This window comes from Armatimonadota bacterium (assembly GCA_016125185.1).
Lineage (GTDB): Bacteria > Armatimonadota > Fimbriimonadia > Fimbriimonadales > Fimbriimonadaceae > Fimbriimonas.
Window position 1 is genome coordinate 169701 of sequence record WGMG01000007.1, and the last position, 21831, is coordinate 191531.

General features: G+C 56.7%; 22 protein-coding genes and 1 pseudogene. 14 read left to right on the top strand and 9 right to left on the bottom strand.

Going from position 1 to position 21831, the window contains the following annotated elements; genetic code table 11:
• Window positions 1-37: 37 nt before the first annotated feature.
• From GC165_18345 to GC165_18385, 9 genes are all read left to right on the top strand, one after another.
• The gene (locus GC165_18345) at window positions 38-499 is read left to right on the top strand and encodes a prepilin-type N-terminal cleavage/methylation domain-containing protein (protein MBI1334831.1); all 462 of its coding nucleotides are present in this window, start codon (window positions 38-40) and stop codon (window positions 497-499) included.
• Between the two features lie 98 nt (window positions 500-597).
• Entirely contained in the window at window positions 598-768 is a 171-nt protein-coding gene (rpsU, locus tag GC165_18350; GenBank protein MBI1334832.1) for a 30S ribosomal protein S21, read from the top strand.
• A 49-nt stretch (window positions 769-817) separates the two neighbouring features.
• Window positions 818-1297 carry an rRNA maturation RNase YbeY gene (ybeY, locus tag GC165_18355; protein MBI1334833.1) on the top strand — a complete coding sequence of 160 codons (480 nt, stop codon included), beginning with the start codon at window positions 818-820 and terminating at the stop codon, window positions 1295-1297.
• A complete protein-coding gene (locus tag GC165_18360) occupies window positions 1246-2007 on the top strand; it encodes a hypothetical protein (protein ID MBI1334834.1) in 762 nt (253 codons plus the stop codon). The genes ybeY and GC165_18360 overlap by 52 nt, the downstream gene beginning before the upstream one ends.
• A gap of 47 nt (window positions 2008-2054) precedes the next feature.
• The gene (locus tag GC165_18365) at window positions 2055-3005 is read left to right on the top strand and encodes a CBS domain-containing protein (protein ID MBI1334835.1); all 951 of its coding nucleotides are present in this window, start codon (window positions 2055-2057) and stop codon (window positions 3003-3005) included.
• Between the two features lie 9 nt (window positions 3006-3014).
• Window positions 3015-3731: a helix-turn-helix domain-containing protein gene (locus GC165_18370; GenBank protein MBI1334836.1), complete on the top strand. Its 717-nt coding sequence runs from the start codon at window positions 3015-3017 to the stop codon at window positions 3729-3731.
• A gap of 65 nt (window positions 3732-3796) precedes the next feature.
• Window positions 3797-4396: a YceI family protein gene (locus GC165_18375; protein ID MBI1334837.1), complete on the top strand. Its 600-nt coding sequence runs from the start codon at window positions 3797-3799 to the stop codon at window positions 4394-4396.
• A 42-nt stretch (window positions 4397-4438) separates the two neighbouring features.
• On the top strand, window positions 4439-4822 hold the full coding sequence (locus GC165_18380; GenBank protein MBI1334838.1) for a hypothetical protein: 384 nt from the start codon (window positions 4439-4441) through the stop codon (window positions 4820-4822).
• Window positions 4823-4856: 34 nt separating this feature from the next.
• Window positions 4857-6662 carry a hypothetical protein gene (locus GC165_18385; GenBank protein ID MBI1334839.1) on the top strand — a complete coding sequence of 602 codons (1806 nt, stop codon included), beginning with the start codon at window positions 4857-4859 and terminating at the stop codon, window positions 6660-6662.
• 44 nt (window positions 6663-6706) lie between these two features.
• Here GC165_18385 and GC165_18390 read toward each other — a convergent pair whose 3' ends face one another.
• Complete coding sequence (locus tag GC165_18390) at window positions 6707-7609, bottom strand: hypothetical protein (GenBank protein ID MBI1334840.1); 903 nt, start codon at window positions 7607-7609, stop codon at window positions 6707-6709.
• 194 nt (window positions 7610-7803) lie between these two features.
• On the opposite strand from GC165_18390, the gene GC165_18395 reads away from it, so the two are divergent.
• Window positions 7804-9303, top strand: a complete 1500-nt coding sequence (locus GC165_18395; GenBank protein MBI1334841.1) for a proline--tRNA ligase — start codon at window positions 7804-7806, stop codon at window positions 9301-9303.
• On the opposite strand, the gene GC165_18400 is transcribed toward GC165_18395, so the two are convergent.
• A complete protein-coding gene (locus GC165_18400; GenBank protein ID MBI1334842.1) occupies window positions 9300-9833 on the bottom strand; it encodes a hypothetical protein in 534 nt (177 codons plus the stop codon). The two genes, GC165_18395 and GC165_18400, sit on opposite strands and share 4 nt — an antisense overlap.
• Before the next feature lie 109 nt (window positions 9834-9942).
• Window positions 9943-10788 carry a phytanoyl-CoA dioxygenase family protein gene (locus GC165_18405; protein MBI1334843.1) on the bottom strand — a complete coding sequence of 282 codons (846 nt, stop codon included), beginning with the start codon at window positions 10786-10788 and terminating at the stop codon, window positions 9943-9945.
• A gap of 187 nt (window positions 10789-10975) precedes the next feature.
• Between GC165_18405 and GC165_18410 the strand changes: the two are divergent.
• Window positions 10976-11125: pseudogene (locus GC165_18410) on the top strand (prepilin-type N-terminal cleavage/methylation domain-containing protein).
• Window positions 11126-11786: 661 nt separating this feature from the next.
• On the opposite strand, the gene GC165_18415 reads toward GC165_18410, so the two are convergent.
• The gene (locus GC165_18415; protein MBI1334844.1) at window positions 11787-12419 is read right to left on the bottom strand and encodes a hypothetical protein; all 633 of its coding nucleotides are present in this window, start codon (window positions 12417-12419) and stop codon (window positions 11787-11789) included.
• A 39-nt stretch (window positions 12420-12458) separates the two neighbouring features.
• Between GC165_18415 and GC165_18420 the strand changes: the two genes are divergently transcribed.
• Genes GC165_18420 through GC165_18430 form a run of 3 tightly spaced genes read left to right on the top strand, consistent with a single transcriptional unit; the run spans window position 12459 to window position 14623 of the window.
• The gene (locus GC165_18420) at window positions 12459-13175 is read left to right on the top strand and encodes a prepilin-type N-terminal cleavage/methylation domain-containing protein (GenBank protein ID MBI1334845.1); all 717 of its coding nucleotides are present in this window, start codon (window positions 12459-12461) and stop codon (window positions 13173-13175) included.
• 21 nt (window positions 13176-13196) lie between these two features.
• Window positions 13197-13664, top strand: coding sequence for a hypothetical protein (locus GC165_18425; protein ID MBI1334846.1), 468 nt, complete (start codon window positions 13197-13199; stop codon window positions 13662-13664).
• A 35-nt stretch (window positions 13665-13699) separates the two neighbouring features.
• Entirely contained in the window at window positions 13700-14623 is a 924-nt protein-coding gene (locus tag GC165_18430; protein ID MBI1334847.1) for an aldo/keto reductase, read from the top strand.
• A gap of 118 nt (window positions 14624-14741) precedes the next feature.
• On the opposite strand, the gene GC165_18435 is transcribed toward GC165_18430, so the two are convergent.
• The 5 genes from GC165_18435 to GC165_18455 form a co-directional block, all read right to left on the bottom strand.
• Complete coding sequence (locus GC165_18435; GenBank protein MBI1334848.1) at window positions 14742-17324, bottom strand: glucosidase; 2583 nt, start codon at window positions 17322-17324, stop codon at window positions 14742-14744.
• A 12-nt stretch (window positions 17325-17336) separates the two neighbouring features.
• A complete protein-coding gene (locus GC165_18440) occupies window positions 17337-18143 on the bottom strand; it encodes a glucose 1-dehydrogenase (protein MBI1334849.1) in 807 nt (268 codons plus the stop codon).
• A gap of 95 nt (window positions 18144-18238) precedes the next feature.
• Window positions 18239-20125, bottom strand: coding sequence for a YjhG/YagF family D-xylonate dehydratase (locus GC165_18445; protein MBI1334850.1), 1887 nt, complete (start codon window positions 20123-20125; stop codon window positions 18239-18241).
• 9 nt (window positions 20126-20134) lie between these two features.
• Entirely contained in the window at window positions 20135-20941 is an 807-nt protein-coding gene (locus GC165_18450) for a fumarylacetoacetate hydrolase (GenBank protein MBI1334851.1), read from the bottom strand.
• 172 nt (window positions 20942-21113) lie between these two features.
• Window positions 21114-21662, bottom strand: a complete 549-nt coding sequence (locus GC165_18455) for a hypothetical protein (GenBank protein MBI1334852.1) — start codon at window positions 21660-21662, stop codon at window positions 21114-21116.
• Window positions 21663-21831: the final 169 nt, after the last annotated feature.

Below are 21831 nucleotides of genomic sequence, written 5' to 3' on the forward strand. Positions count from 1 at the left end.
TCCCATAAACCTGGAGAACGAATTACCAGGTTCCGACATGAATAGAGAAGAGAGGCTTATGAAAAACATTCGGCTCGGAAAGGTTTGGAAGAAGGGCTTTACTCTGGTAGAGCTCCTGATCGTTATCATCATCATCGCGGTGCTCGCCGCCGTCGCGATTCCCAAGTTCAAGGACTCGGGCATCCGGAGTAAGGAATCCGCTTTGCGAAGCAACCTGAAGGTCGTCCGCGACGCCATCGACGTTTTCAAGACTGACACCGGCGCTTATCCGGCGGGACTGTCTGACCTGTCCTCGACCTCGGCTCCGACTGCTGGTCTGGACAACAGTGGTACTTCCAAGAGTATTACGAACACCGACTGGCGCGGCCCTTACGTCCAGGATGTCCCGGTTGACATCAATGGATCGGCTTTCACGTACAGCACGGCTTCTGGCTCGGTCGGTAAGATCAACGCCAGCTCTGGTACCGCTCTCGACGGCACGAACTATAACACCTGGTAAGAACCACTCGGTTCTGAGCCACGCGGATGCGGACTTAGATGCAAATCTGAGTCCGCATCTTCATTTCGGGTATCCTAGACTATTCAAAGGAGTTTTCATTGATCTACGTCGTAGTCCAACCTAACGAATCTATTGACAGTGCGCTGAAGAAATTTAACATGAAGCTGCAGCAGAGCGGCGTTCTCCGAGAGCTCAAAGAGCACTCGCACTACGAGAAGCCGAGCGAGAAGCGCCGACGACAGGCCCGACGCCGAACCACCCGAGGCTAATTCACAGCCTGATCCGATTTTCAGGGAGCGAACGCTCCCTTTTTCGTCGATGAGTTTCGAGCCGATCCACAATGCGACCAACACTACGGTCAATCTTGAGAGCCTTGAAAGAACCCTCGTCGCCACGAAAGAACTGCTCGGAATTTCCCGACCTATCGCCGTACGCCTCATGGACGATGCGGAGATGATCGACCTCAATACGCGGTTTCGCCAGGTGGAATCTAGCACCGACGTGCTGACCTTTCCTTCCGGTCTTGCCGACCCGTTGCCGCTCGGCGATATTGCCATCTGCGTTCCCTACGGCGAGGCTCAGGCCGCCCTTCGTGGGTTTTCGCTTGATGATGAGCTTTCTGCCCTCCTTGTTCACGGATGCTTGCATTTGGTCGGGTATGACGATGTCGAGGATGAGGACAAAGCGGCGATGCAGGCGAAAATGAACGAGATCGGCGAGAAATTGGGGATTCCAATCGACGCGGAATGGACGTCTGTATTACATCAGGCACACGATTCGGCCCGGATGGAGCGATGAAGAGTCGACGTAACATCTTCGAACCCTTCAAGGTCGCTCTGAACGGCATCATCTTCACGTTCAAGACCCAGCGCCACATGAGGTTCCACCTCTACGTGGTCTTCGTCGTCATCCTGCTCGGCCTTTTCGTCAACCTTGGCCTGCGCGAGATGCTGGTCTTGCTCTTCACGATCTCGCTCGTCGTCGTCGCCGAAATGTTCAACTCCGCTATTGAGGCGGTGGTGGACCTCGTCAGTCCTAACTACAACCCGATGGCGAAGTTCGCAAAGGACATCTCCGCCGGAGCCGTGCTCATCACGACGATGATCGCGCTCGTGGTCGGCGCGATGCTCATCCTCGGTGAGAACCGGTGGGAAACCCTGAAGGTGCATCTGAGTTCCGAGGCTCCGGTCATCGGTCCCGGCTTGCGCATCATTATCGGCGCGTTCTTGTGCATCCTTGCCACCATTATTGGTAAGGGTCTCGGCAAGCGTGGACAGGTGCTTCAAGGCGGATTGGTGAGCGGGCACGCGGCCCTCGGGTTCTTTTTCGCTACTTGCGCCGTCTTGCTCACCACCAACGCCCTCGCCGCCGGGCTGGCCGTCCTCCTTGCCGCCATCATCGCCCAAAGCCGCTACGAAGCGAAGTTCCACACGATTGGCGAACTGTCGATCGGAGCCGCCGTCGGCGTGATCATTGGCCTACTGATGTTTGTGTCGTTTAGCAAGTGACTTTGCGTTGAACGTCAAATTTGATATATTGAGTGCAGAAACAAAGAATGAGTGAATCTTCATCTGGTGAACGCGAAGCGCCTGGTCCGCTAAAGCAATTAACCCAGAAATTACTATTCGGAATCTCGAAGTTATTCATTGGCATTGCCAATGTCTTTGCCAAGCCCGCCGGTGGCTCGGTCGTTCTTCGCACCAGCGGACAAACCGGCGAGGAAATCCGTTCGCTCGTGGATTCCGCCGGAGAGACCGGCGAAATGGAATCCGATGAGACCGAACTGATCCATAGCGTTCTCGAGTTTTCCGATACCGTTGCTCGCGAGATCATGACTCCGCGAACCGACATGGACGCGGTGCCGGTCGATATCAATCCATACGACCTGGTCGAAATCATCCAGCAGTCGGGCCACTCGCGCATTCCCATTTACGAAGGAAGCGACGACGAGATCGTGGGCATCGTCCATGCGAAGGATCTCTTCCTCGCGATGCTCCGCGGTAAGCCCGTCAATATCAGTTCGCTGATGCGCCCGGCCCTGTATGTTACTGAGAACAAGAGCATCGACGAACTGCTGGCCGAGATGCGGGTTACCAAATCTCAAATGGCGATCATCAAGGACGAGTTCGGCGGCACTTCGGGGATCGTCACCATCGAAGACATCATCGAAGAGTTGGTGGGCGAGATTCAGGACGAACATGACGACGAAATGCCGGAAGTATCCGAAACGCAGGAAGGGTATCTCGTCGAGGGCAAAACCCACCTGGACGACATCAATGAGCTGACCGGCTCGGCGTTCGAAAGCGAAGACTTCGACACCATCGGCGGGTTCGTCTTTGGTCTCTTTGGCCGACAGCCCAAGCAGGGCGAGTGGCTAGAACATCAAGGTTTCCAATTCAATATCGCTGACACCGACGGCAAACGGATTCTTAAAATTCGCATTATTCCGCCCGATCCGCTGGATTCGTCGCCAATGCCACTAACGGAACAAATTCCCAGTGCGTAGGAAACCTCAATGAGTCTTGTCGCCCCTCTGCAGTCCGACCGTCGGCTTTGGGTCCTCCGCAACTTCGATCTATTCAAGACTCTGCGGGACCAGGACTTGGATGGGCTCTTGCAGGCCAGCCGCGTCGTAACGTTCGGGCGTAACGACCATATCTGTATGGCGGGCGTCAAGCACACCCACGCTTACTTGGTGAAAGAAGGCAACGTACGCATCGTTCACAACCATCCGACGGGTAAGCGACTCACCCTCGGCATCCTGAAGCCCGGGGAACTGATTGGCGACGTCGATCTCTTTCACAACGAACTGCCAGTGGGCGAAAGCGCCGAGGCAATCGGCGAGGTCCAGCTTTACGCCGTTCCGGTGGACCTGCTCCAAAAGGCGATTCTATCCAGCCCCGATGTGACCCTCAAGCTGTCGAAGATGATCGGCGATCGCCGTGCCGAGGTCGTTAACCTTATCCAAGACGTGCTCTTTTTGACCGTCCCTCAGAGATTGGCCAAGCTGTTCCTTCGCCTTTCTGGCGAGTTTCCCGGCACCACCAAGAACGGACGCCCGTTCGTGAATCTCAAGCTCACCCACGCCGAACTAGCTGACCTTGTCGGTTCCAACCGAGAAGCCGTCAGCGCCACCCTTAGCAAGTTCAAACAGCAGGGAATCGTCGAGATCATCAAGGGCTTTGCCGTCATCAAAAACACCGAAAAACTCGAAGAACTCGCCAAAAGCTGACCGACTGTATTCCCGCATACAGTTTCTTGTCTCGGAGCAGGAGTACGTTAGAGGTAGGAAAAATCATGAGCGTACTGATCGCCTCCCTGGCACTCCATGCAATCTCGCCGTTGGCTTTGGCCGAAAACAAGACCTTCGACTTTAGCCGCCCGAACCTGGCACCGCAGCAGGTCGTCGTTTTCGAAAGCAATACCGCACTGGAAGACATCGTTGGCCGCACCAACAAGGTGAAGGGTTCGATCAGCGGCGACGTCGCAAAACGATCTGGCACCGGCAAAATCTCCATCGATCTGGCTTCGCTGAATTCCGGTGTCGATCTTCGGGATGAACACATGCGAAGCGAAGGTTGGCTGAACGTGGCCAAGTATCCCACCGCCGAATTCCAGACTTCCGCCGTGAAGTTTGTGGGCGGCAACAACTTCGACGTGACCGGCAAGTTCAGCCTTCACGGCGTCACCAAGACGATCAAGACCCGAGCCGTGATCAAGTACATGCCGGAGAGCGACCTCACTAAGCGAAACCACTTCGATGGCGACGTCATTCAGGTCAAGACCAAGTTCGATATCAAACTCAGCGACTATGGCATCAAGATCATGGATATCGCCAAAGACAAGGTGTCGAATTCGATTTCGATCAGCGTTTCCGTCGTCGGTACGACCAAATAACCAACCCCCACAAGCCGGCCGGTTTCCGGCCGGCCCCTTCTCATGAAGAAATTCTTTTTCGCCATCGCCATCCTTTGCGCGCTTGGCTTTCTCGCAACCTTCGCCGTGCAGTCGAGCTACCACGGCAAGGCGAAGCTGATTCAACGGATCGAAAAGTCGGCGAGCGCCGACCTCTTCGGTGACGCTGGAACCCCAATCGGCGAACCCGCCGAATATGTCATCGAAGACCCCAAGGCTTTCATTGGCGGTCCCGACGATAAGGGTGTCTACCAGGTCGATGAGGGCTACCTGAAAGCCCACCAAATCTATCCCACTCAGCTCAAGACGATCGACTTCTTCACGGGTGCCTTCCGCATCGGATTCGGGATTGCTGGCGTTATTGCAGCCCTGATCGCCTGGCGAATGAAACTCAAGTCGTCGAACTAGGTCTCACCAGCAACAATTCGTCAAGCGTAGTAAGATGGACCTTATGAATAGGACGCTTTTCATAAGGTCTCTTCAGTTCGTGTGTGGGTTTGCTCTCGCTGGTCTCTCGATGGGCCAGGAAGTCGCGTTTTCGGATTACGTCCAACCACCCCGTGCCACCGAAATGTCGCACATATCGATGGACGGCACCCCCTTTTACAATGTGGGTGTCACGGCGTACAGCGTCGGCGTGAGCTTCAGCGATGCAGGAGGCTACATTGGGAAGGGAGTGCGCATGTACAACTGGCCCGCCAACGGCGACTCGGCCAATAACGGCACTGCGGGTTTAGGAACGCCCCTTTATGGGAACTTCAGTCGCCAATTTGAAACCGTGGACTTCGATTTTTGGTACAAGCCTGAAACGGGTGCGCCCAGCAAGTTTAGGATCGATGTCTACAACGGAACCTACTGGGAACTCGGATCGCCGGCAAACGGGGGGCTTGTCGTCCTCAATGGCACGGTTGGCCAATATAATCATTTCCGAACTCGACGCATCAACACAGCCTCGGACGGCTATGGCAACATCGTCAAACCCGGGGCGATTCGCATGATGGCGATCCAGAATTCGGATAACAACTATCCCGGCTTTGGCGGAACATACAATCAGTCGGCGGGTATCACCTTCGACGAAGTCCGTGTTTCGATGCCGAGACGCCTCAATGGGATGTACTTGGTCCGAGGAACTACGAACAAGGACCTCGGCTCTGTCACTTTCAATAACGTAGGGGGGCTGAAGCAATATAACAACTGGATTCGGAATCTTGGCAACGTGGACATCGTGAACGTGTACGGAACGACGTCGTTTGGCAACCTCACGACAACTGGATTTAGCTCGAATCTCATGCAGACCTACCTTGATAGCGGTGGAACGCGGCAGTTCAACTTATTCCGCCCAACGACCGATCTGAACGGTTCCGGCACGAACAGTTGGATCGGTGCGGGAGCCGTCGGCGATGGGGCAACTGATAAGTTCTTTGGATTGTTCGGCTTGGACTATCCGCCCAACAGTGCCGTGGTCTTGCGTCAAGTTGTGAACGGGGGCTCGTTCAACCACTACATACGAACCCTTGATAACAACAACGGGTACGCCGCTGAAACCCAGATATCGCTTGGCGGGGAGGATGTGGTCGCCGTCGCCGACGTCAACGGCGATGCGATGGACGACATCATCACACGCAAGAATAATGTCCTTTATGTCCGACTTTGGACTGGCAAGACCAACTCCTGGCCCTTCGTGGTGCCGACCTTCGCGGCTCCGACGGTGCTGACGAACAACGGCTACCTGAAGGTGATCGCGGTTGGCGACATCAACGACGACGGTATCGACGATCTTCTTCTTTCCGATGCCGCTTCGGGAGATGTCTTCACCCTCATGAACTACCCTTCTGGAACGGTTCTGAAGTGGGTTTTCCAACTGAATGCCTCGCAACACGAGAAGATTTATGCGCTGGCCGATGCCGATAACGACGGCTTGCCGGAAATCTACTCGACCCGTCAGCGACCGGGTGACAACGCGGGTGAGATTGACATCCGCAAGATGTCTTCCACCGGTAATGCCATGCTATCGATCGGTAGTGCCGGCACCTTCAACTACTCCCTCTACACGCCGTGTGCGATTGGTGATATCAACGGTGACGGCTCGGCTGACGTCGCGATGATCAAGAGCGATGCACCTTACTACAGCATCGTCACGTTCTTGGTCGACCCAGTCAACCGTGCAGCTTTGCGGGCACCGCAGTGGATCTGCAACGCCAATACGCCGCTGGTTCGCCCGATCTACTCGTACGGCTCGAACTTCTAAGTTCGCCTAATGGGCGGAGGCTGACAAGTCTCCGCCCACCTAAATTACTTCTTCGGGTGGCTCTTAAAGAAAGCCCAAATCTCTTTGATCGCGTCCACGCCGCTCGCCGTCTCACGGCCATTCGATAGGTGTGCGCCGGGAATCTCGTGGGTTCCATTGAGGGTGCTGATCAGCCGAACCTCGGTCCCACTCTTCCCGTTCTTATAGTCCGTCAGGGTCGCATAGTCCTTCACAAAGTCGGTCACCGTCGGCGTTGGGTTGCATCCATCCTGCTGAGCCCACCACTTGGCTCCGTCCTCCGCACCCGTGCACTGCAGAAGCGACTGGGCGCCCGGCTTGTAGGCCACCATAGGGTCCTTTTCGCCGTGGATCATCAGGACCGAAATCGGGTTCTTTGGAGTAGGCACTTCCTTGATAGAAGTCGTCGCCTTCGGAATGCCGATCGTGCCCGCAATCCCCGCCACCGCCGCCAGCCGGTCGGACATCAGCCCGCCCAAGTAGTAGGCCATCATCGCCCCGTTCGAGTGGCCAAACACGTACTCTCGCTTCTTATCCGTCGTGAACTCCGTGTCGATGTTGTCGAGAATCTTGGTAATGAAATCAGTGTCGCTCGTCGTGCCTGCCATCGCGAAGAAGCCGGTATTCCACCCGCGCATGTTGGTCGATAGGCCATTCGGAATCGCGCAGATAAAGCCTTCTTGGTCGGCCACGTCTTCGATTCCCGTCACCGACGAGAAGTAGTTCATATTGCCCGAAAGGCCATGCAGGGCGATCACGACTGGTGTGCGCATGCCCGGTTTGTAGCCCTTGGGAATCCGCAGAATATACTCGCGCTCAGTCCCGTTGATCGTCACTTTGTCGACATAATGCCCCGGTCCGCGCTCGGTTTGAGCGGGACTGCACGAGGCGGCCAAGAGAATTCCGAGAGGGACCCAACGCAACAACATACATTAGATACTGACGCATAAACCAGCGGGGAGGTCTGCAAATAAAATGGCGGCCGCTGCTTGGGCTTAGCGACCGCCGCGAGGGATATGGGAGGTTTTCCTTGCTAGCTCTCTTTTACTGGAGCCTTACACTCTTTTTAACGTTCGGGTAATCATTCCGGTTCCATCAATTTCGAATCTGTCAAAATCCTAATGTGAGCAGTAATTTAGGTATTCCAACCCGCGAGAACGACTACGCTGGTTGGTACAACGAATTGGTAATTAAGGCTGATCTCGTCGATCAGTCCCCGGTCCGTGGGTGCATGGTCATCAAGCCCCATGGCTTCGCCATGTGGGAGCTGATGCAGCGCGCGCTCGACGACATGATCAAAGAAACCGGACACTCCAACGCCTACTTCCCTCTGCTCATCCCCAAGTCGTTTTTCGATAAGGAGGCCGACCATGTGGACGGCTTCGCCAAGGAGTGCGCGGTTGTAACCCACCATCGGCTGAAAAAGGATCCGAATGGAAAAGACTTGATTCCGGACCCGGAAGCCGAGTTGGAGGAGCCGTTCATTATCCGCCCGACAAGCGAAACCATCATCTGGAACAGCTACAAGAAGTGGATTCAGAGCTACCGTGACCTGCCGATCCTCATCAATCAATGGGCGAACGTCATGCGATGGGAGCTTCGTACCCGTGCGTTCCTGCGGAGCGCAGAGTTCTTGTGGCAAGAAGGCCACACGGCCCATGCCACGTTCGAGGAGGCGGAAGAAGAGTCACTCAACATCCTGCACAACGTGTACGCCAAGTTCGCTGAAGAGTGGATGGCAGTTCCGGTGTTTCGGGGACTCAAGACCGAGAACGAGAAGTTCGCTGGTGCCGATCACTCGTACTGCATTGAGGCGATGACGCAGGATCGCCGAGCGATCCAAGCCGGAACCTCGCACCACTTGGGGCAAAACTTTGCCAAGGCGTTCGACGTGCAGTTCCAGAGCGCGGAAGGCAAGCTTGAGTACGTTTACGCGACTTCATGGGGTGTCTCCACCCGTTTGATGGGCACGCTCATCATGGCGCACAGCGACGACAAAGGTCTGGTCTGCCCACCTAAGCTCGCTCCGATTCAGGTCGTGTTCGTGCCAATGGGTAAGAACGAAGTCCTCGAACAGACCACCTCGGTTGCTAAAGATCTTGCCGCTCAGATGAAGGCACGCGGTCTGCGAGTCAAAGTCGACGACCGCGCCAAGGAGTCTCCTGGCTTCAAAGCCAAGCATTGGGAAATGCGGGGCGTCTGTGTCCGCGTCGATGTGGGCGGTCGCGAACTCGAGGCAGGTGAACTCGGCGTCGCTCGTCGCGATAATGACGAGAAGACGATGGTCGCCATCGAAAAGATCGTCGACTACGTCGTCGGCCTTATGCCGACCATCCAACAGGACCTCTTCGACCGAGCCAAGACGTTCATGCTCGAAAACACCATCCGCATCGACACCTGGGAGGATTTCCAGAAGCAGTTCGACGGCGAAGGTGGCGGCGGCTTTGTGCTCGCCCACTGGGACGGCACAACCGAAACCGAAGAAAAGATCAGCGACCTCACAAAGGCGACCATTCGGTGCATCCCGCTTGAGCCGCTCGATCCGTCCGATAACCAGCCGGGCCAGTGCGTCATGACCGGCAAGCCGAGTAAGCAGCGTGTGATCTTCGCGAAGGCTTACTAAGAAGTTGCGGGGGCCGCCATCGGCTGGCTCCCACTTTCATACGCCTTGAGCTCTTCGATCTTTTCCATGACCGACCGCTTTTTGATTCCGCCGAAGGAACGCGGTGCAATGCCGTACCGCTTGATTTCCCCTAAAGCGAGGTACTGAAGGATTGCGATCACGAGAAGGCCAAGGAGGATGGAGATGAATCCTAGGAAGAGGCCAACGCCAGATGCCCACCCTTGGCCATATCCAATATCTGCACCGGCTCGTGCTCCCAAGTAAAAGGCACCGATATACGAGATGATTCCTGCCACCATGAGCGCTACCCCAAGAGCTGTGAGCGATCCCTGAGGAGTTGAGCTTGCGACTCCGCCCAACAAGCAAAGAATGGACAGACAAAGGGCCAAGAACGCATAGGACATTCCGTGATATCCGCGAAAGAGTCGCCACAGCTTTTCGCTGGTTCCATAGACCTGTTGCGCGTACCCCGCTCGCGGGTAGGACGCGAAGACTGGCGGCGGCGTAGGCGGCTGAGAAGGTTCGGACATCGAAGCTTATTTTATAGCGGATTCCAAGTTTTTCCTACACTCCATCTGCCAGGTCGGAAGTGGAATGTCGGAGCCGTCCTCAGATCAACGAATACCTCGCTGCCCACGGCTAGTGCGGTCCGCTGATCTCGCCGATCACGCCATCCATTCGGAAGCGAAGCTCGCCGTCTTCAACAAAAGGAATTCCGCAGGGGCCGCCCGACCCGTCGATAAACATAATGTTTTCTACTTTTGTCCCGTCCATGCGATAGACCGGGTCGTAGTAGTGAGCCACTCGATCCGCCTGACCTTCGATGTAATGTCCCACGATGATTCGGCGGAAGCGGTCCTTGGAGTGGTTCGGTCCCGAGCCGTGGACCAGAGACCCGTTGAAGAAAAGTACGTCGCCCTTCTTCATAATCACGTTCATTGGCTCAATCGGTAGATTGATTCGGTCGGTGGTGAAGCTTTGGCTCATCTCGGCCGACTCAGGGCACACCATCGGCATATCGTGAGTGCCCGGAAGTACCTGCAGGCATCCGTTCTCCTCGTCGATGTCCTCTAGGGCCACCCACGCCGCCATGCAGGTACCCGGGTCAGCCTTCAAGTAGCGATTGTCCTGATGAAGCGCCTGTCCTCGGGCTCCCGGAGGCTTGAAGTAAACCATCGTCTGCACCGCCAATGGCGATCGATCATAGAATGACGACAGGTACTCGTTGATGCGTGCATCGACCATGAAGTCAAACGCCACTTTGTCGCCTCGATGCGGCTGCAGCAGGCGTGGATACCGCTTCAGCGGGTCGGGATGGTTCACATCGACCCCGCCTTCGGCCCATCCATCGCCGCCTCGCTCCACCATGTCGGTGAAGTACGTGCGCCAAAAGTCGCATTCGGCTTCGGTAAACAAGCCTTCGACCAATAGATATCCGTTGGATCGGTAAAAATCTCGCGCGGTTTCGGCAACAGCTGCACTCATCATCGCTTGCTCGCTAACAGCCATATTACATCGTTTCCCTGCGCAAAGGCATCGAGTCCCTACGATCTAAGAAAAATGCGTGATTGGACCTAATTCCCCCGCGATATTGGAAATGTGTGTTAACATAACCACGACGTTCAGTTCTGAGCGATCATTTGGTGTTTGTTTACATCTGGAAGGAATCATTATGCGGCGGGCATTTACCTTAATTGAACTTCTCGTAGTCATCGCGATCATCGCCATTTTGGCGGCTATCCTGTTCCCGGTTTTCGCTCAGGCAAAAGAAGCGGCCAAGAAGACCGCTTGTCTCAGCAATAACAAGCAGATCGGCATCGGTCTTTACATGTACGTCAGCGACAACGACGACACGCTGCCCATGGCCAACTACCCATCCACCTACGTGGGGCCGCCCTGGACGGTCTTTGCGTTTCACAACGGCGCCGGTAATTCGGAGCTTTGTTGGGCCGATCTTCTGCAGCCGTACACCAAGAACATTCAGATCTTCAAGTGTCCGACCGACGACGCCCCGGCTCATAACAGCTCCGGCGTAACCGTTCCGGGATCGAAGCTCTCCTACGCGCTCAATTACTACTTCTATCGCCAGCCGAACGGAGTTTCGAACTTCTCCCTGACCGGCGGCAACATGGGGGCGATCACCGCTCCTGCGAATAAGATCTTCATCGCAGAAACAGGAGTCGATTCGACCGGCGCGATCCGTGAGATCGTTCGACCGGACCGCGACGCTGGTATGCACCGACACATGAATGGTGCGAACTACGTGATGGCCGACACCCACGCGAAGTACCACGTCGAGCCCAAGTGGTGGGCCACCATCCCGAGTTCTGTGTGGGGCAACCCGGATGTCGCTCAGGATCAGCCCTGCCCGCAGTGGTTCCCGTGGGTCGATACCTCCGACGAAAAGTGGTAAGCCTCGGCTGACCAAGCAAAAGAAAAGCCCCTTCGAAACTCGAAGGGGCTTTTCCATTTTGGAATGACGCTTACTTGTCTTTGTCGCCGTCGAACTTGATGTCGGTTCCCGGCATCAGTCGCGCACCGGTGATGCCGTTCGATCCCTTCTTCTTCGCGTTGTTGCTGAAGCCGAGGAAGCCAACGCCGGTAATGGTCGCCTTCTCATTGATATCTTTCTTTTCCGAAGTCGGATGGTACTTCTCTTCGAGGGCTTTGCGGGTGGCCGTGATCTGGCCCACGAAAGGACTGCCGGCGCAGGTCTTCGGGTCCGGCACTTCGACGACTGACTGGCCTCCGCTATCGCCGCGCAGAACCATGTAGTAGTCGCCGTCCTTCTTGAGCTCGATACTTTCGACCGTCGCCTTCACGCGCCAAACCGAGGTTTCGAAAGGAGCCTGTCGGGTGCCGAGTTCACCATCCGGCTTGTTCTTGACCAAATCTTCGATGGTTGTGTCCTTCACCGATTGATCGATGCTGGCCGCGTCGGCGTCCGTCGTCGCCTTCACCGATCGACGCGCCTTCTGGGCGTCGGTGACCGCAGGAGCCGGAGTATTGGCCGAAGCAACTGGAGTCTCCTTGTGACAGCCAACTAAAGAAATACCAACAACGATGCCCGCCGTGATCGAAAAACCGGTCGTCGAGAACCGAACCAAGTGGCGCATAATGCAATATGTTAGCCGAATTGACGGCTCCGCGGTGATATGAAATTTGGGAGAGCGTTCACACTAGTAGAACTACTGGTCGTCATTACGATCATTGCTGTATTGGCCGCGATCCTCTTTCCTGTGTTCTCTCGCGCAAAAGCTGCCGCCAAGACCACCGATTGCCTGGCGAAGAACAACCAGCTTCTCAAGGCGACAATGTTGTACGTCACCGATAGCGATGGCCACTATCCGCAGTCGCGAAAATCGACTGGTGCCCCTTGGGTGGACGATGCCAGTGGCTCCCTGGAGGAGCCGGATTACGGCTCAATTTTCCCTTTGCTAAACCCCTACATCGGGGCAAAATTCACCGATCTATCGTGTCCCGAAGACCCCGATCCGAAAGGAATTGTCTGCCAAAGCATCAATCCCGACGTTCCAAACTTGGCGTCTTACATCTACAACGGCAACTTCGCTTTTGGCCTGAACGAATCGAGCGTCGATCGGTCCTCGCAAACCGTCATCTACGCGGAGCGAAGATCGAACGTTGTCGACGGCATTGAGCCGTTCTGCAACTACATGTACCGACCCTGGTTCAATCAATCGAACCCGCAAGCTCCCGAGGATGACATGGATGCGACCGCCGGCGCGGTGGCAACCCAGCGTCACAATGGGCATTCCATTTTCGGATTTGTGGACGGCCACACCAAGAATCTCGCCTGGGCCCAAACTTTTGACCTAGCCGCCAACGTGAATCTTCACAAAGTTCAGGACTAGGCGAAGTACAATCGGCGCATTATGACGACTTGGCAAGTCCATTTCCACGCAGCATTGCCGCGATTGGGACATCGAAATTGGATCGTCATCTCCGACGCTGCCTACCCCCAGCAGGCGGGCAAGGGAGTTGAGGTCATCCTCGCTGACGTGGCCGTCGATGACTGCCTCAAGTACGTCCTCAAGTCCATCGAAGAAGCCGGGCACATCACCCCGAAAGTCTTGCTCGACACCGAACTCAGCGTCCTGACCGACGACCTCTGCCCAGGGGTGACCGCCCTGCGCGACAGCATCCAGTTCGAAGCAAGTTCGCTACCGGTAGACATGGCCGCCCACGACATTATTTTGGAGAAGATCAATATGGAAGGGGCCGACTACTCGGTCCTGGTCATCAAGACCACCACGATGATTCCCTACACGTCCGTCTTTCTCCGACTCGAATGCGGCTATTGGGACAAAGACCGCGAGGCAATCATGCGGGGCCGTCTGTGAGCATTCCTTACCGGACACTCTCGTCCGGTGCCCAGATGCCGGCGCTTGGACTTGGCACTTTCGGCTCCGACAATTACGACGCCAACACCGTGGCTCGCGCCGTCATCGAGGGCGCCGAGATCGGTTATCGACACTTCGACTGCGCCGAGGTCTACGGAAATGAAGCCGAAATTGGGCAATCCCTGAAGTCCATCCAGAAATCCGGAATTGCCCGAGAAGACATGTGGGTGACCAGCAAGGTCTGGAACAACCATCACGACGATCCTGTTTCCGCCTGCGAAAATTCGCTCCGCAACCTCGGCCTCGACTACCTGGACCTGTATCTCATCCACTGGCCGTTTCCCAATCATCACGAAAAAGGCGTCGATGTCAATTCTCGCGATCCTCACGCGGTTCCCTTCAGCCTCGACCGCTACATGGATACTTGGAGCCTCCTCGAAGAGCTTTACCACCGTGGCCTGGTGCGCCACATTGGAACGTCCAACATGACGATCTCCAAGCTGACGGCCGTGCTCCAAAGCGCTGAGATCAAGCCCCACGCCAACGAGATGGAGATTCATCCTCATTTCCAGCAACCGGACCTGTTCGACTATTGCGTTGCAAACCAAATCGTCCCGATCGGCTACTCGCCCATCGGCTCACCCAGCCGCCCCGAGCGCGACCGAACTCCCGAGGACACCGTCGATATCGAAGAACCGGCCATCCTGGCCGCGGCCAACCGACTCGGCGTTCACCCTGCCGTGGTTTGCGTTTTGTGGCAGGTCCAACGCGGCTCGGTTCCCATCCCATTTTCCGTCAAGCGGCCCCAGATGCAGGCAACCTTCGATGCTGTCAGCGACCTAACGCTCATGGACGAAGAAATGGAAGCCATCGCCTGGGCAGACCGCGGTTGTCGCTTGATCAAGGGTCAAGTCTTCCTTTGGCCCGAAGCAAACGACTGGCCCGACCTCTGGGCCTAGCTTTATCGACCAATCGATTCTCCCTCGGTGGCCGAGGGAAGGGTTCGCGATAGGTCTTGCCCCAAAGGCAAGACCGAAGTGGATGTGAGCGTAGCGAACTGGTGGGAGTAGCCAGAATCTAGTGCTGCTCTGCAATCAGATTCGCAATCAGCGCCGTCCACCCCGTCTGGTGGTTCGCCCCACAACCTCGCCCCGTATCGCCGTCAAAGTACTCATAGAACAGCAGGTAATCCAGGTTAGCCTTCGAAAACTCATCTGGCTGCGCCGGACGAACGCCTTTGCGAGTTGGCTCGTAAAGCGAGATCAAGCGGCGGCTCAGGAGGTCGGCCAATTCGCCCACGCGAGTGCCATCCGCCGCTTCATCCAGCGCAATCCGAAAATCGTCGCCCCACGAGATATGGTGCTGACGCAACGCCTCGACGAGCAGATAGTTGATCGGCATCCATACCGGACCCCGCCAGTTCGAGTTGCCCCCGAAGACTCCCGTTCTCGACTCGCCCGGTTCGTAGTCAATCCGATGCTGAATCCCTTCGATGTCCTTCTCATAAGGTCGATTTCGATAATACTTCGAGAGCCCACGAACCCCGTGCGGGCTCAGAAATTCATCTTCATTGAAGACCTTCGAGAGGATGCGCACGACCCGCTCCTTCGGCACGAGTGAAAGGTAGCTGAGCCGCTTGCTTCCTGCATCCAGCGTCTGGTGGAATGCATCCGCTAGGTCGGGTCGGTGTCGCACGAACCATTGCACGCGCTCCTTGAATCCTTCCAGCGTCGCAATCTGCTCGGCCGGAATCGCCGCAATCGCAAAGAGCGGAATAATGCCGACGATCGAACGGACTTTGATGAGTTCCGTGCTTGACGGATATCGCAGGATATCGTAGTAAAAGCCGTCCTCGTCGTCCCACATCCCACTAGAATTCAGCGCGTTGGCGATATACAGAAAATGCTCGAAGAACTTTGAAGCCACATCAGCATACGAGTCGTCATGCTGACAAAGCTCCAGCGCAATCGACAGCATGTTCAGGCAGTACATGCCCATCCAACTCGTGCCGTCGGATTGCTCTAGAATCTCGCCGTTCGGCAGTTGGGTGTTGCGGTCGAACAGGCCGATGTTGTCGAGTCCGAGGAACCCGCCTTCAAACAGGTTGTTGTCCAACTGGTCCTTCCGGTTGATCCACCACGTGAAGTTGAGCAGGAGCTTATGGAAGGCTCGCTCGAGGAATTCGTAGTCGCTCTCGCCCGTCCGCTCTCGCAAATCGCGGAAGATCTTCAGGGCCGCCCAGGCGTGAACCGGCGGGTTCACATCGGAGAACGCCCACTCGTATGCCGGAATCTGTCCGTTCGGGTGCATATACCACTCGCGCATCAGCAGGAGTAGTTGATCCTTGGCAAAGTCTGGGTCGACCAGCGACGCCGTGACGCAGTGGAACGCCAAGTCCCACGCCGCAAACCACGGGTACTCCCACCCGTCCGGCATCAAAATAATGTCCTTCGCGTGGAGGTGCTTCCACCCGAAGTTGCGCGTCGCGTGTCCAGGCGGTGGTGCGGGCTGATTGTCGTCTCCCGCCGCCCATCGGTCCCAGTCGAAGTAGTAATACTGCCGCGACCACAGGAGCCCGGCAATCGCCCGTCGCAGGATCAGTGACTTCTGCTTCTCCTTCAGGGCCATTGCCTGATAGAACGCGTCGGCCTCGCTGGCCCGCGTTTCTACCACCGAGCTCCATTCACCATCTGGCAGGGCGCAGCCCTCGCAAGCCATATAGGCGTATAAGTCCTTCGTTTCACCCGGCCCAAGCTCAAGGGTGATGACTCCGCACGCCTTGGTCCCAACCTGCTTGGGGTTGACCGCCTCCTTTTCGCCGTGAATCAGATACCGGTGAAAGGCGTCCTTGACATACGGACTCTTGTTCGGTCCGCCAAAGATCAGCGCAGTGTTCGTCTCGTTCTCGGTAAACAAGAATTCGCTTGCTTCGGGAATTTCGAGTTGGACCTTTCCGTAACGATCCGAATTGGCGATCAGCGTCTTGTCGCCTTCCAGGACAATCGACGGACGTTCGGCCCCGTCGCGCCAAGACCACTTGTTACGGAACCACAGGTGCGGCAAGACCCAAATCTTGGCTTTCTCGGGACCCTTGTTCGTCACCCTCGTCCGCGCGATGGTCGAAAACTCGTCCACCTTGGCGTACGTCACTTCGATCTCGAAGTACCGGTCGTCCTTTAGCACGCCGGTGTCGGCTAGCTCGTACTCCCCCGCGTGGACTCCGATCTTCGCGTTGGTCTTGACTAGGTCCTCGTACGGATACGCCGCCTGCGGATAAATGTAAACCATCCGCATGTACGAACTCGTCGGCGTTCCATCCAGGTGGTAGTAAAGCTCCTTGACGTCCTCGCCGTGGTTCCCCTCGGGGTTGGTCAGGCCGAAATACCGCTCCTTCAGGATTGGATCGTGGCCGTTCCAAAACGCCCACGCCAAGATGACTTCACAGTGCCTGTCGCACCATCCGGCGATGCCGTCTTCGCCCCACCGGTACGCCCGCGACCGGGCCTGGTCGTGCGGGAAATACTGCCAGGCGTTACCGTCCGCCGAGTAGTCCTCCCGCACGGTGCCCCAGTGCCGATCCGACAGGAAGGTGCCCCACCGGTACCAGTGGCCGATTCCTTCCTTCTGGTCTTGTAGCCGCTGATGTTCCGGGGTGCTCATATGGTTTGTCTCCTATCCGCCGCTGGCAAATCCTTCGCAGAGCGTCATGCCGCCGTCGACGAAAATCGTGGTGCCCACTACGTAGTCGCTTGCGTCCGAAGCTAGCCAAACCGCGGCTTGACCGATGTCGTCCGGCAGGCCGACGCGGTTGTAGGGAATCAGGTCCAGGAGCTTGGCTTCCGCCGCATCCGTGTCCCATGCCGGTCGATTGATCGGCGTGGCGATCGCTCCCGGCGCGATGGAGTTAACGCGAATCAGCCGGTCCGAGACCTCCTGAGCGATCGACTGCATCATCAGCTTGACGCCGCCCTTCGAAGCCGCGTAGTTGGCGTGTCCCGCCCACGGAATCACTTCGTGAACCGAGCTCATGCAGATGATCTTGCCCAGCGCTTTGCTGACCTCGCGCATGCCGCGCCGTTCGAACTCTCGAACGGCTTCCCGAATGCAGAGGAACTGCCCTCGTAGATTGACGTTCATGACCAGATCCCATTGCGCGACCGTCATATTCTCGATCTTGCTGTCCTGCTGAAGGCCCGCGTTCGGAACCAGAATATCGAGCGTTCCGAATTCCTTCACGCAGGTTTGCACCATCGCAATGACCTGCTCTTCGTTGCTCACATCGGCCATCACGCTGATCGCCTTTCCACCCGACTGATTGATATCGGAAGCGATGGCGTCTGCCGCCTCGGGGTTGCGCACGTAGTTGATGGCGACAGCCGCGCCAGCGGCGGCCAAGTGGCGGACGCACCCTTCGCCGATACCCGAGTTCGCACCGGTGACGAGCGCGTTCTGGCCCTTCAACGGTTGATGGGGGTACATGGCAACAAGCTCTTTTTGCCTATTTAGGTCATAGGTTGGGAGGACCATAATACTGTCAATAATAGCTTGCCGGGACCGGCTAGCACAGTAGGGTTCTACGATTTATTCATCAGTTTCGTGATGATTTCGTCCGTATCGTACACGCACCCACCCCAAAGTCCCCCGCTGGCAGTGACCATTGCCGCCCAAAGGCGCGTGTCGTCGGGAAGCAAAGGATGGGGTTTCAGACCGCTGTCTGGGGTTCGTTTTGAAAAGTCAGGGTCGTCGATCAAGTCGACCGTCGCTTCCATCGTTTTGGTGTTGACCACGATGCGAATCGTGTCTCCGTCTCGAACTTTGCCGATCGGTCCGCCTGCCAATGCCTCGGGTCCAACATGGCCAACGCACGCCCCCGTGCTAACGCCCGAAAACCGTGCATCGGTGATCAGGGCGACCTCCTTCCCAAAGGGCAGATACTTCAGGGCGCTGGTCAGTTGGTAGGTCTCCTCCATGCCCGTTCCCAGCGGTCCACAACAGGTCAACACCAAGATGTCGCCCGCCACAATCTCGCCCCGCTTGATCGCTTCGATGGCCTTGGATTCTTCCGTAAATACCTTCGCAGGTCCGGTCTTTCGGTACACGCCGTCGCCATCCAAGAGCGAAGAGTCGATGGCCGTCGCCTTGATGACGCTGCCCTGAGGGGCCAAATTCCCGACCGGAAAGCAGACCGTGCTCGTCAGTCCCTTCGCCCTCGCTTGCTCGGGCGACGAAATCACGTCGTCGGGGTCGACGCCATCTTGCTCCCGCAAGATCGCCTTGAGCCGTGCCCGCCTCTCCGACTGCTCCCACTCGTCCAAGTTTTCGTCGAGCGTTCGCCCATTGATCGTCATCGCCGACCCATGCAAGAGTCTGAGGTCCCGCAAATGGAGCATCACCTCGGGCACGCCGCCCGCCAAGTACATCCGCACCGTTGGGTGGTCATTGGGGCCATTTGGCAAGACATCGACCAATCGCGGTACTGCTCGGTTGACTCGAATCCAGTCCTCGACCGTTGGGCGAGGTAGCCCCGCCGCGTGGGCAATCGCGGGAATATGGATCAGAAGATTGGTGGACCCGCCGCATGCGGCGTGAACCAGCATCGCATTCTCAATCGCTTCGGAGGTCACGATGTCTCGAACCGGAATTCCGTTCTTTCGAATCTCGCAGGCGGTTCGCGTGGCGACGTCCAGCCAGATCGGCTGTCCGCTTGGTGCCAGCGCGGCGTGTGGAACCGTCAAGCCCAAAGCCTCGGCGACCGCCTGAGCCGTCGCTGCCGTTCCAAAGAATTGGCACCCTCCGCCCGGCGTCGCACACGCTCGACATCCAGCTTCCGCTGCTTCCTTTAGCGAGATCAGTCCGTGCGAGAAACGCGCGCCGATCGACTGAATCTTTCCCGCGTCCTCTCCATGGTCCGGCGGGAGCGTCACTCCGCCCGGCACCAAGGCGCACGGCAGATCGCCCATCGCTGCCAGCGCCATCATCATGGCTGGAAGCCCTTTGTCGCACGTCGCCACTCCGAGTACACCTTTCCTAGTCGGCAAAGATCGGATCAGACGTCGCAGAACCATTGCTGCGTCGTTGCGATAGGGAAGTGAATCGAACATGCCAACCGTCCCCTGCGTTCGACCGTCGCACGGGTCAGAAACGAACCCCGCAAACGGAATCGCACCTTGCCGGGTCAACTCCTCGGCGCATTCGCGAACCTGCAGACCTACTTCCCAATGCCCAGTGTGGTAGCCGAGGGCGATCGGCTTTCCGTCTTCACCGCGCAGTCCGCCAAGGGTCGAAAGAATGAGGTACTCATCGCCGACGACTTTGGACGCCTCCCACCCCATGCCCGCATTTTGCGAAAGGCCGAAGAGGTCGCCCGAAGGGCGGTTCAAAAGCATTTCTTCGGTGAGTGGTAGCTGGCCGCTCGGGCCGGCCGCCCGCGTCGCTACGTCATAGATGTCTCGCGATGACACAAACGCAGTTTAGCCAACCTTGTTCGCAAGCGTAAGCTCGCCGATGCGAATGATGACGTGGTCGCCGACTTCGAGTGTGAAAGGTGCGGCGGGAACGATCCCCGTGCCCGTCATCAGAAAAACGCCATCCGGGAACGACATTTCGCGAAAAAGGAAGCTCACCAACTCATTCAGTTCCCGCTTCATCTGCGAAAGGTCGGTTCGATCCTCGAAAATGCACTCGTCCCCTCGCCAAATCTCCATCTCGATTGGAAGGAATTCGATGTCTTTTGCGCTTGCGACCACGATCCCCGGTCCGAGTGCGCACGATCCGTCGTACATCTTCGCTTGGGGAAGGTAGAGCGGATTCTCGCCCTCGATCGATCGCGACGAGACGTCGTTGCCGATGGTGTAGCCAATGATCTGGCCTTTGGCGTTGATCACCAAAGTCAGTTCCGGCTCCGGCACGTTCCACTCGCTGTCTTTTCGAATGCGGATCGGGTCTCCGTCACCAACCACGCGCCAACCGACGGACTTGAAGAAAAGCTCTGGCCTTTCGGCCGTATAGACCGTGGAGTAGACGTCGGAACTAGAAGATTCCGCCTCTCGCTCAACCCGGCTTCGGAGGTAGGTAACTCCGCTCGCCCACACTTCCTGATGCGGCTCGATGGGCGCAACGCGGTCCTGGGTTCGCTCGTGAGGGCTCTCCAGAAGTAGGCTGTTCATCTCCTTAGCATCCATCTGGAGGAGGTCGATGAGGGTGGTTTCGGTCGGTAGCGCGTGGCCATCGACACACCAAACAATGCCTTCTCGAGAGGCATGCCGAGTCAATAGCATTCCCCTATCTTACAGGCCCAATTTTGCCTTGATCCTAATTCTCAGGCTCAAAAGGTGTACAGGAACCGTCATTTTAGGTTCAAAACCCTTGAAAATCGTCCGCTCCGAAAAAAGTCTATTAATGTCTCCTCGCTGGCCGAGAGAGCTGTGGGCTTGTGAATAGCGAACCTGTTCACAACTGATCGATGGTCCTTCCCGTCGCAATCGAATAGCCATCTAGGCGAACGTCATGAGCCGATGCGTATTCGTCCTGAAGCTTTTGCAGAAACCACCGCTCGCACTCGCGGTACAGTCGCCAAGCTCCACGGAGCTTCCTCCCAATCAACTCGAACTCTAAGTACCCACTCTCGAGCCCGGTCCACAAAGCCTCGTCGGGTGAAATCGACGGGGAACCCAAAGGAGCAATCAAACCGGCATCCCACATCAGCAGTGGCCCCGCTCCATATCGTTGCGGCTGAATCCGACCTTCGAAATCCAGTAGCGACTTTGCGTGGTCGCGCATCGGAAGGGCCAGCCGCCGAATCAAAGGGTTGGTGCTCGGCCCCTTGGGAATCACAAAGTCCCGCAAAGCGTTACCAAGCTCAAAACGAAAGTCGTAGTGCAGAGTCGTCGCCTGATGCAGATGGACCACGAACCGCCGGGGCGGCTCTAACCGGGAAGACGAAGTGAATGGATGCTTTGGCCGACAACCTCTCGGGCGCTGAGTGAGAGTCTCGTTCATTTATATAGTGTACAAAATTCTACTATTAATGACAAGGGCGCTGATTCGCAATCTAGGCGCGTCACGGGTACAAACCGACGTCCCTATTTTCGGCGATAAGCTCAAAGCCTCTAAACATTATTAGTAGACTTATATATACTATTTTCATGAAAATTCTCACGTGCGCCCG

Bases quoted from the DNA above. Each gene is read 5' to 3' on its own strand.
- GC165_18380 (MBI1334838.1), top strand. From the start codon at position 4,439: ATGAAGAAATTCTTTTTCGCCATCGCCATCCTTTGCGCGCTTGGCTTT.
- GC165_18450 (MBI1334851.1), bottom strand. From the start codon at position 20,941: ATGCTATTGACTCGGCATGCCTCTCGAGAAGGCATTGTTTGGTGTGTC.
- GC165_18360 (MBI1334834.1), top strand. From the start codon at position 1,246: ATGGACGTCTGTATTACATCAGGCACACGATTCGGCCCGGATGGAGCG.
- GC165_18385 (MBI1334839.1), top strand. From the start codon at position 4,857: ATGGACCTTATGAATAGGACGCTTTTCATAAGGTCTCTTCAGTTCGTG.
- GC165_18420 (MBI1334845.1), top strand. From the start codon at position 12,459: ATGAAATTTGGGAGAGCGTTCACACTAGTAGAACTACTGGTCGTCATT.
- GC165_18440 (MBI1334849.1), bottom strand. From the start codon at position 18,143: ATGTACCCCCATCAACCGTTGAAGGGCCAGAACGCGCTCGTCACCGGT.
- GC165_18375 (MBI1334837.1), top strand. From the start codon at position 3,797: ATGAGCGTACTGATCGCCTCCCTGGCACTCCATGCAATCTCGCCGTTG.
- GC165_18345 (MBI1334831.1), top strand. From the start codon at position 38: ATGAATAGAGAAGAGAGGCTTATGAAAAACATTCGGCTCGGAAAGGTT.
- GC165_18435 (MBI1334848.1), bottom strand. From the start codon at position 17,324: ATGAGCACCCCGGAACATCAGCGGCTACAAGACCAGAAGGAAGGAATC.
- GC165_18400 (MBI1334842.1), bottom strand. From the start codon at position 9,833: ATGTCCGAACCTTCTCAGCCGCCTACGCCGCCGCCAGTCTTCGCGTCC.
- GC165_18455 (MBI1334852.1), bottom strand. From the start codon at position 21,662: ATGAACGAGACTCTCACTCAGCGCCCGAGAGGTTGTCGGCCAAAGCAT.
- GC165_18415 (MBI1334844.1), bottom strand. From the start codon at position 12,419: ATGCGCCACTTGGTTCGGTTCTCGACGACCGGTTTTTCGATCACGGCG.
- GC165_18365 (MBI1334835.1), top strand. From the start codon at position 2,055: ATGAGTGAATCTTCATCTGGTGAACGCGAAGCGCCTGGTCCGCTAAAG.
- GC165_18390 (MBI1334840.1), bottom strand. From the start codon at position 7,609: ATGTTGTTGCGTTGGGTCCCTCTCGGAATTCTCTTGGCCGCCTCGTGC.
- ybeY (MBI1334833.1), top strand. From the start codon at position 818: ATGAGTTTCGAGCCGATCCACAATGCGACCAACACTACGGTCAATCTT.
- GC165_18405 (MBI1334843.1), bottom strand. From the start codon at position 10,788: ATGAGTGCAGCTGTTGCCGAAACCGCGCGAGATTTTTACCGATCCAAC.
- GC165_18430 (MBI1334847.1), top strand. From the start codon at position 13,700: ATGCCGGCGCTTGGACTTGGCACTTTCGGCTCCGACAATTACGACGCC.
- GC165_18370 (MBI1334836.1), top strand. From the start codon at position 3,015: ATGAGTCTTGTCGCCCCTCTGCAGTCCGACCGTCGGCTTTGGGTCCTC.
- GC165_18425 (MBI1334846.1), top strand. From the start codon at position 13,197: ATGACGACTTGGCAAGTCCATTTCCACGCAGCATTGCCGCGATTGGGA.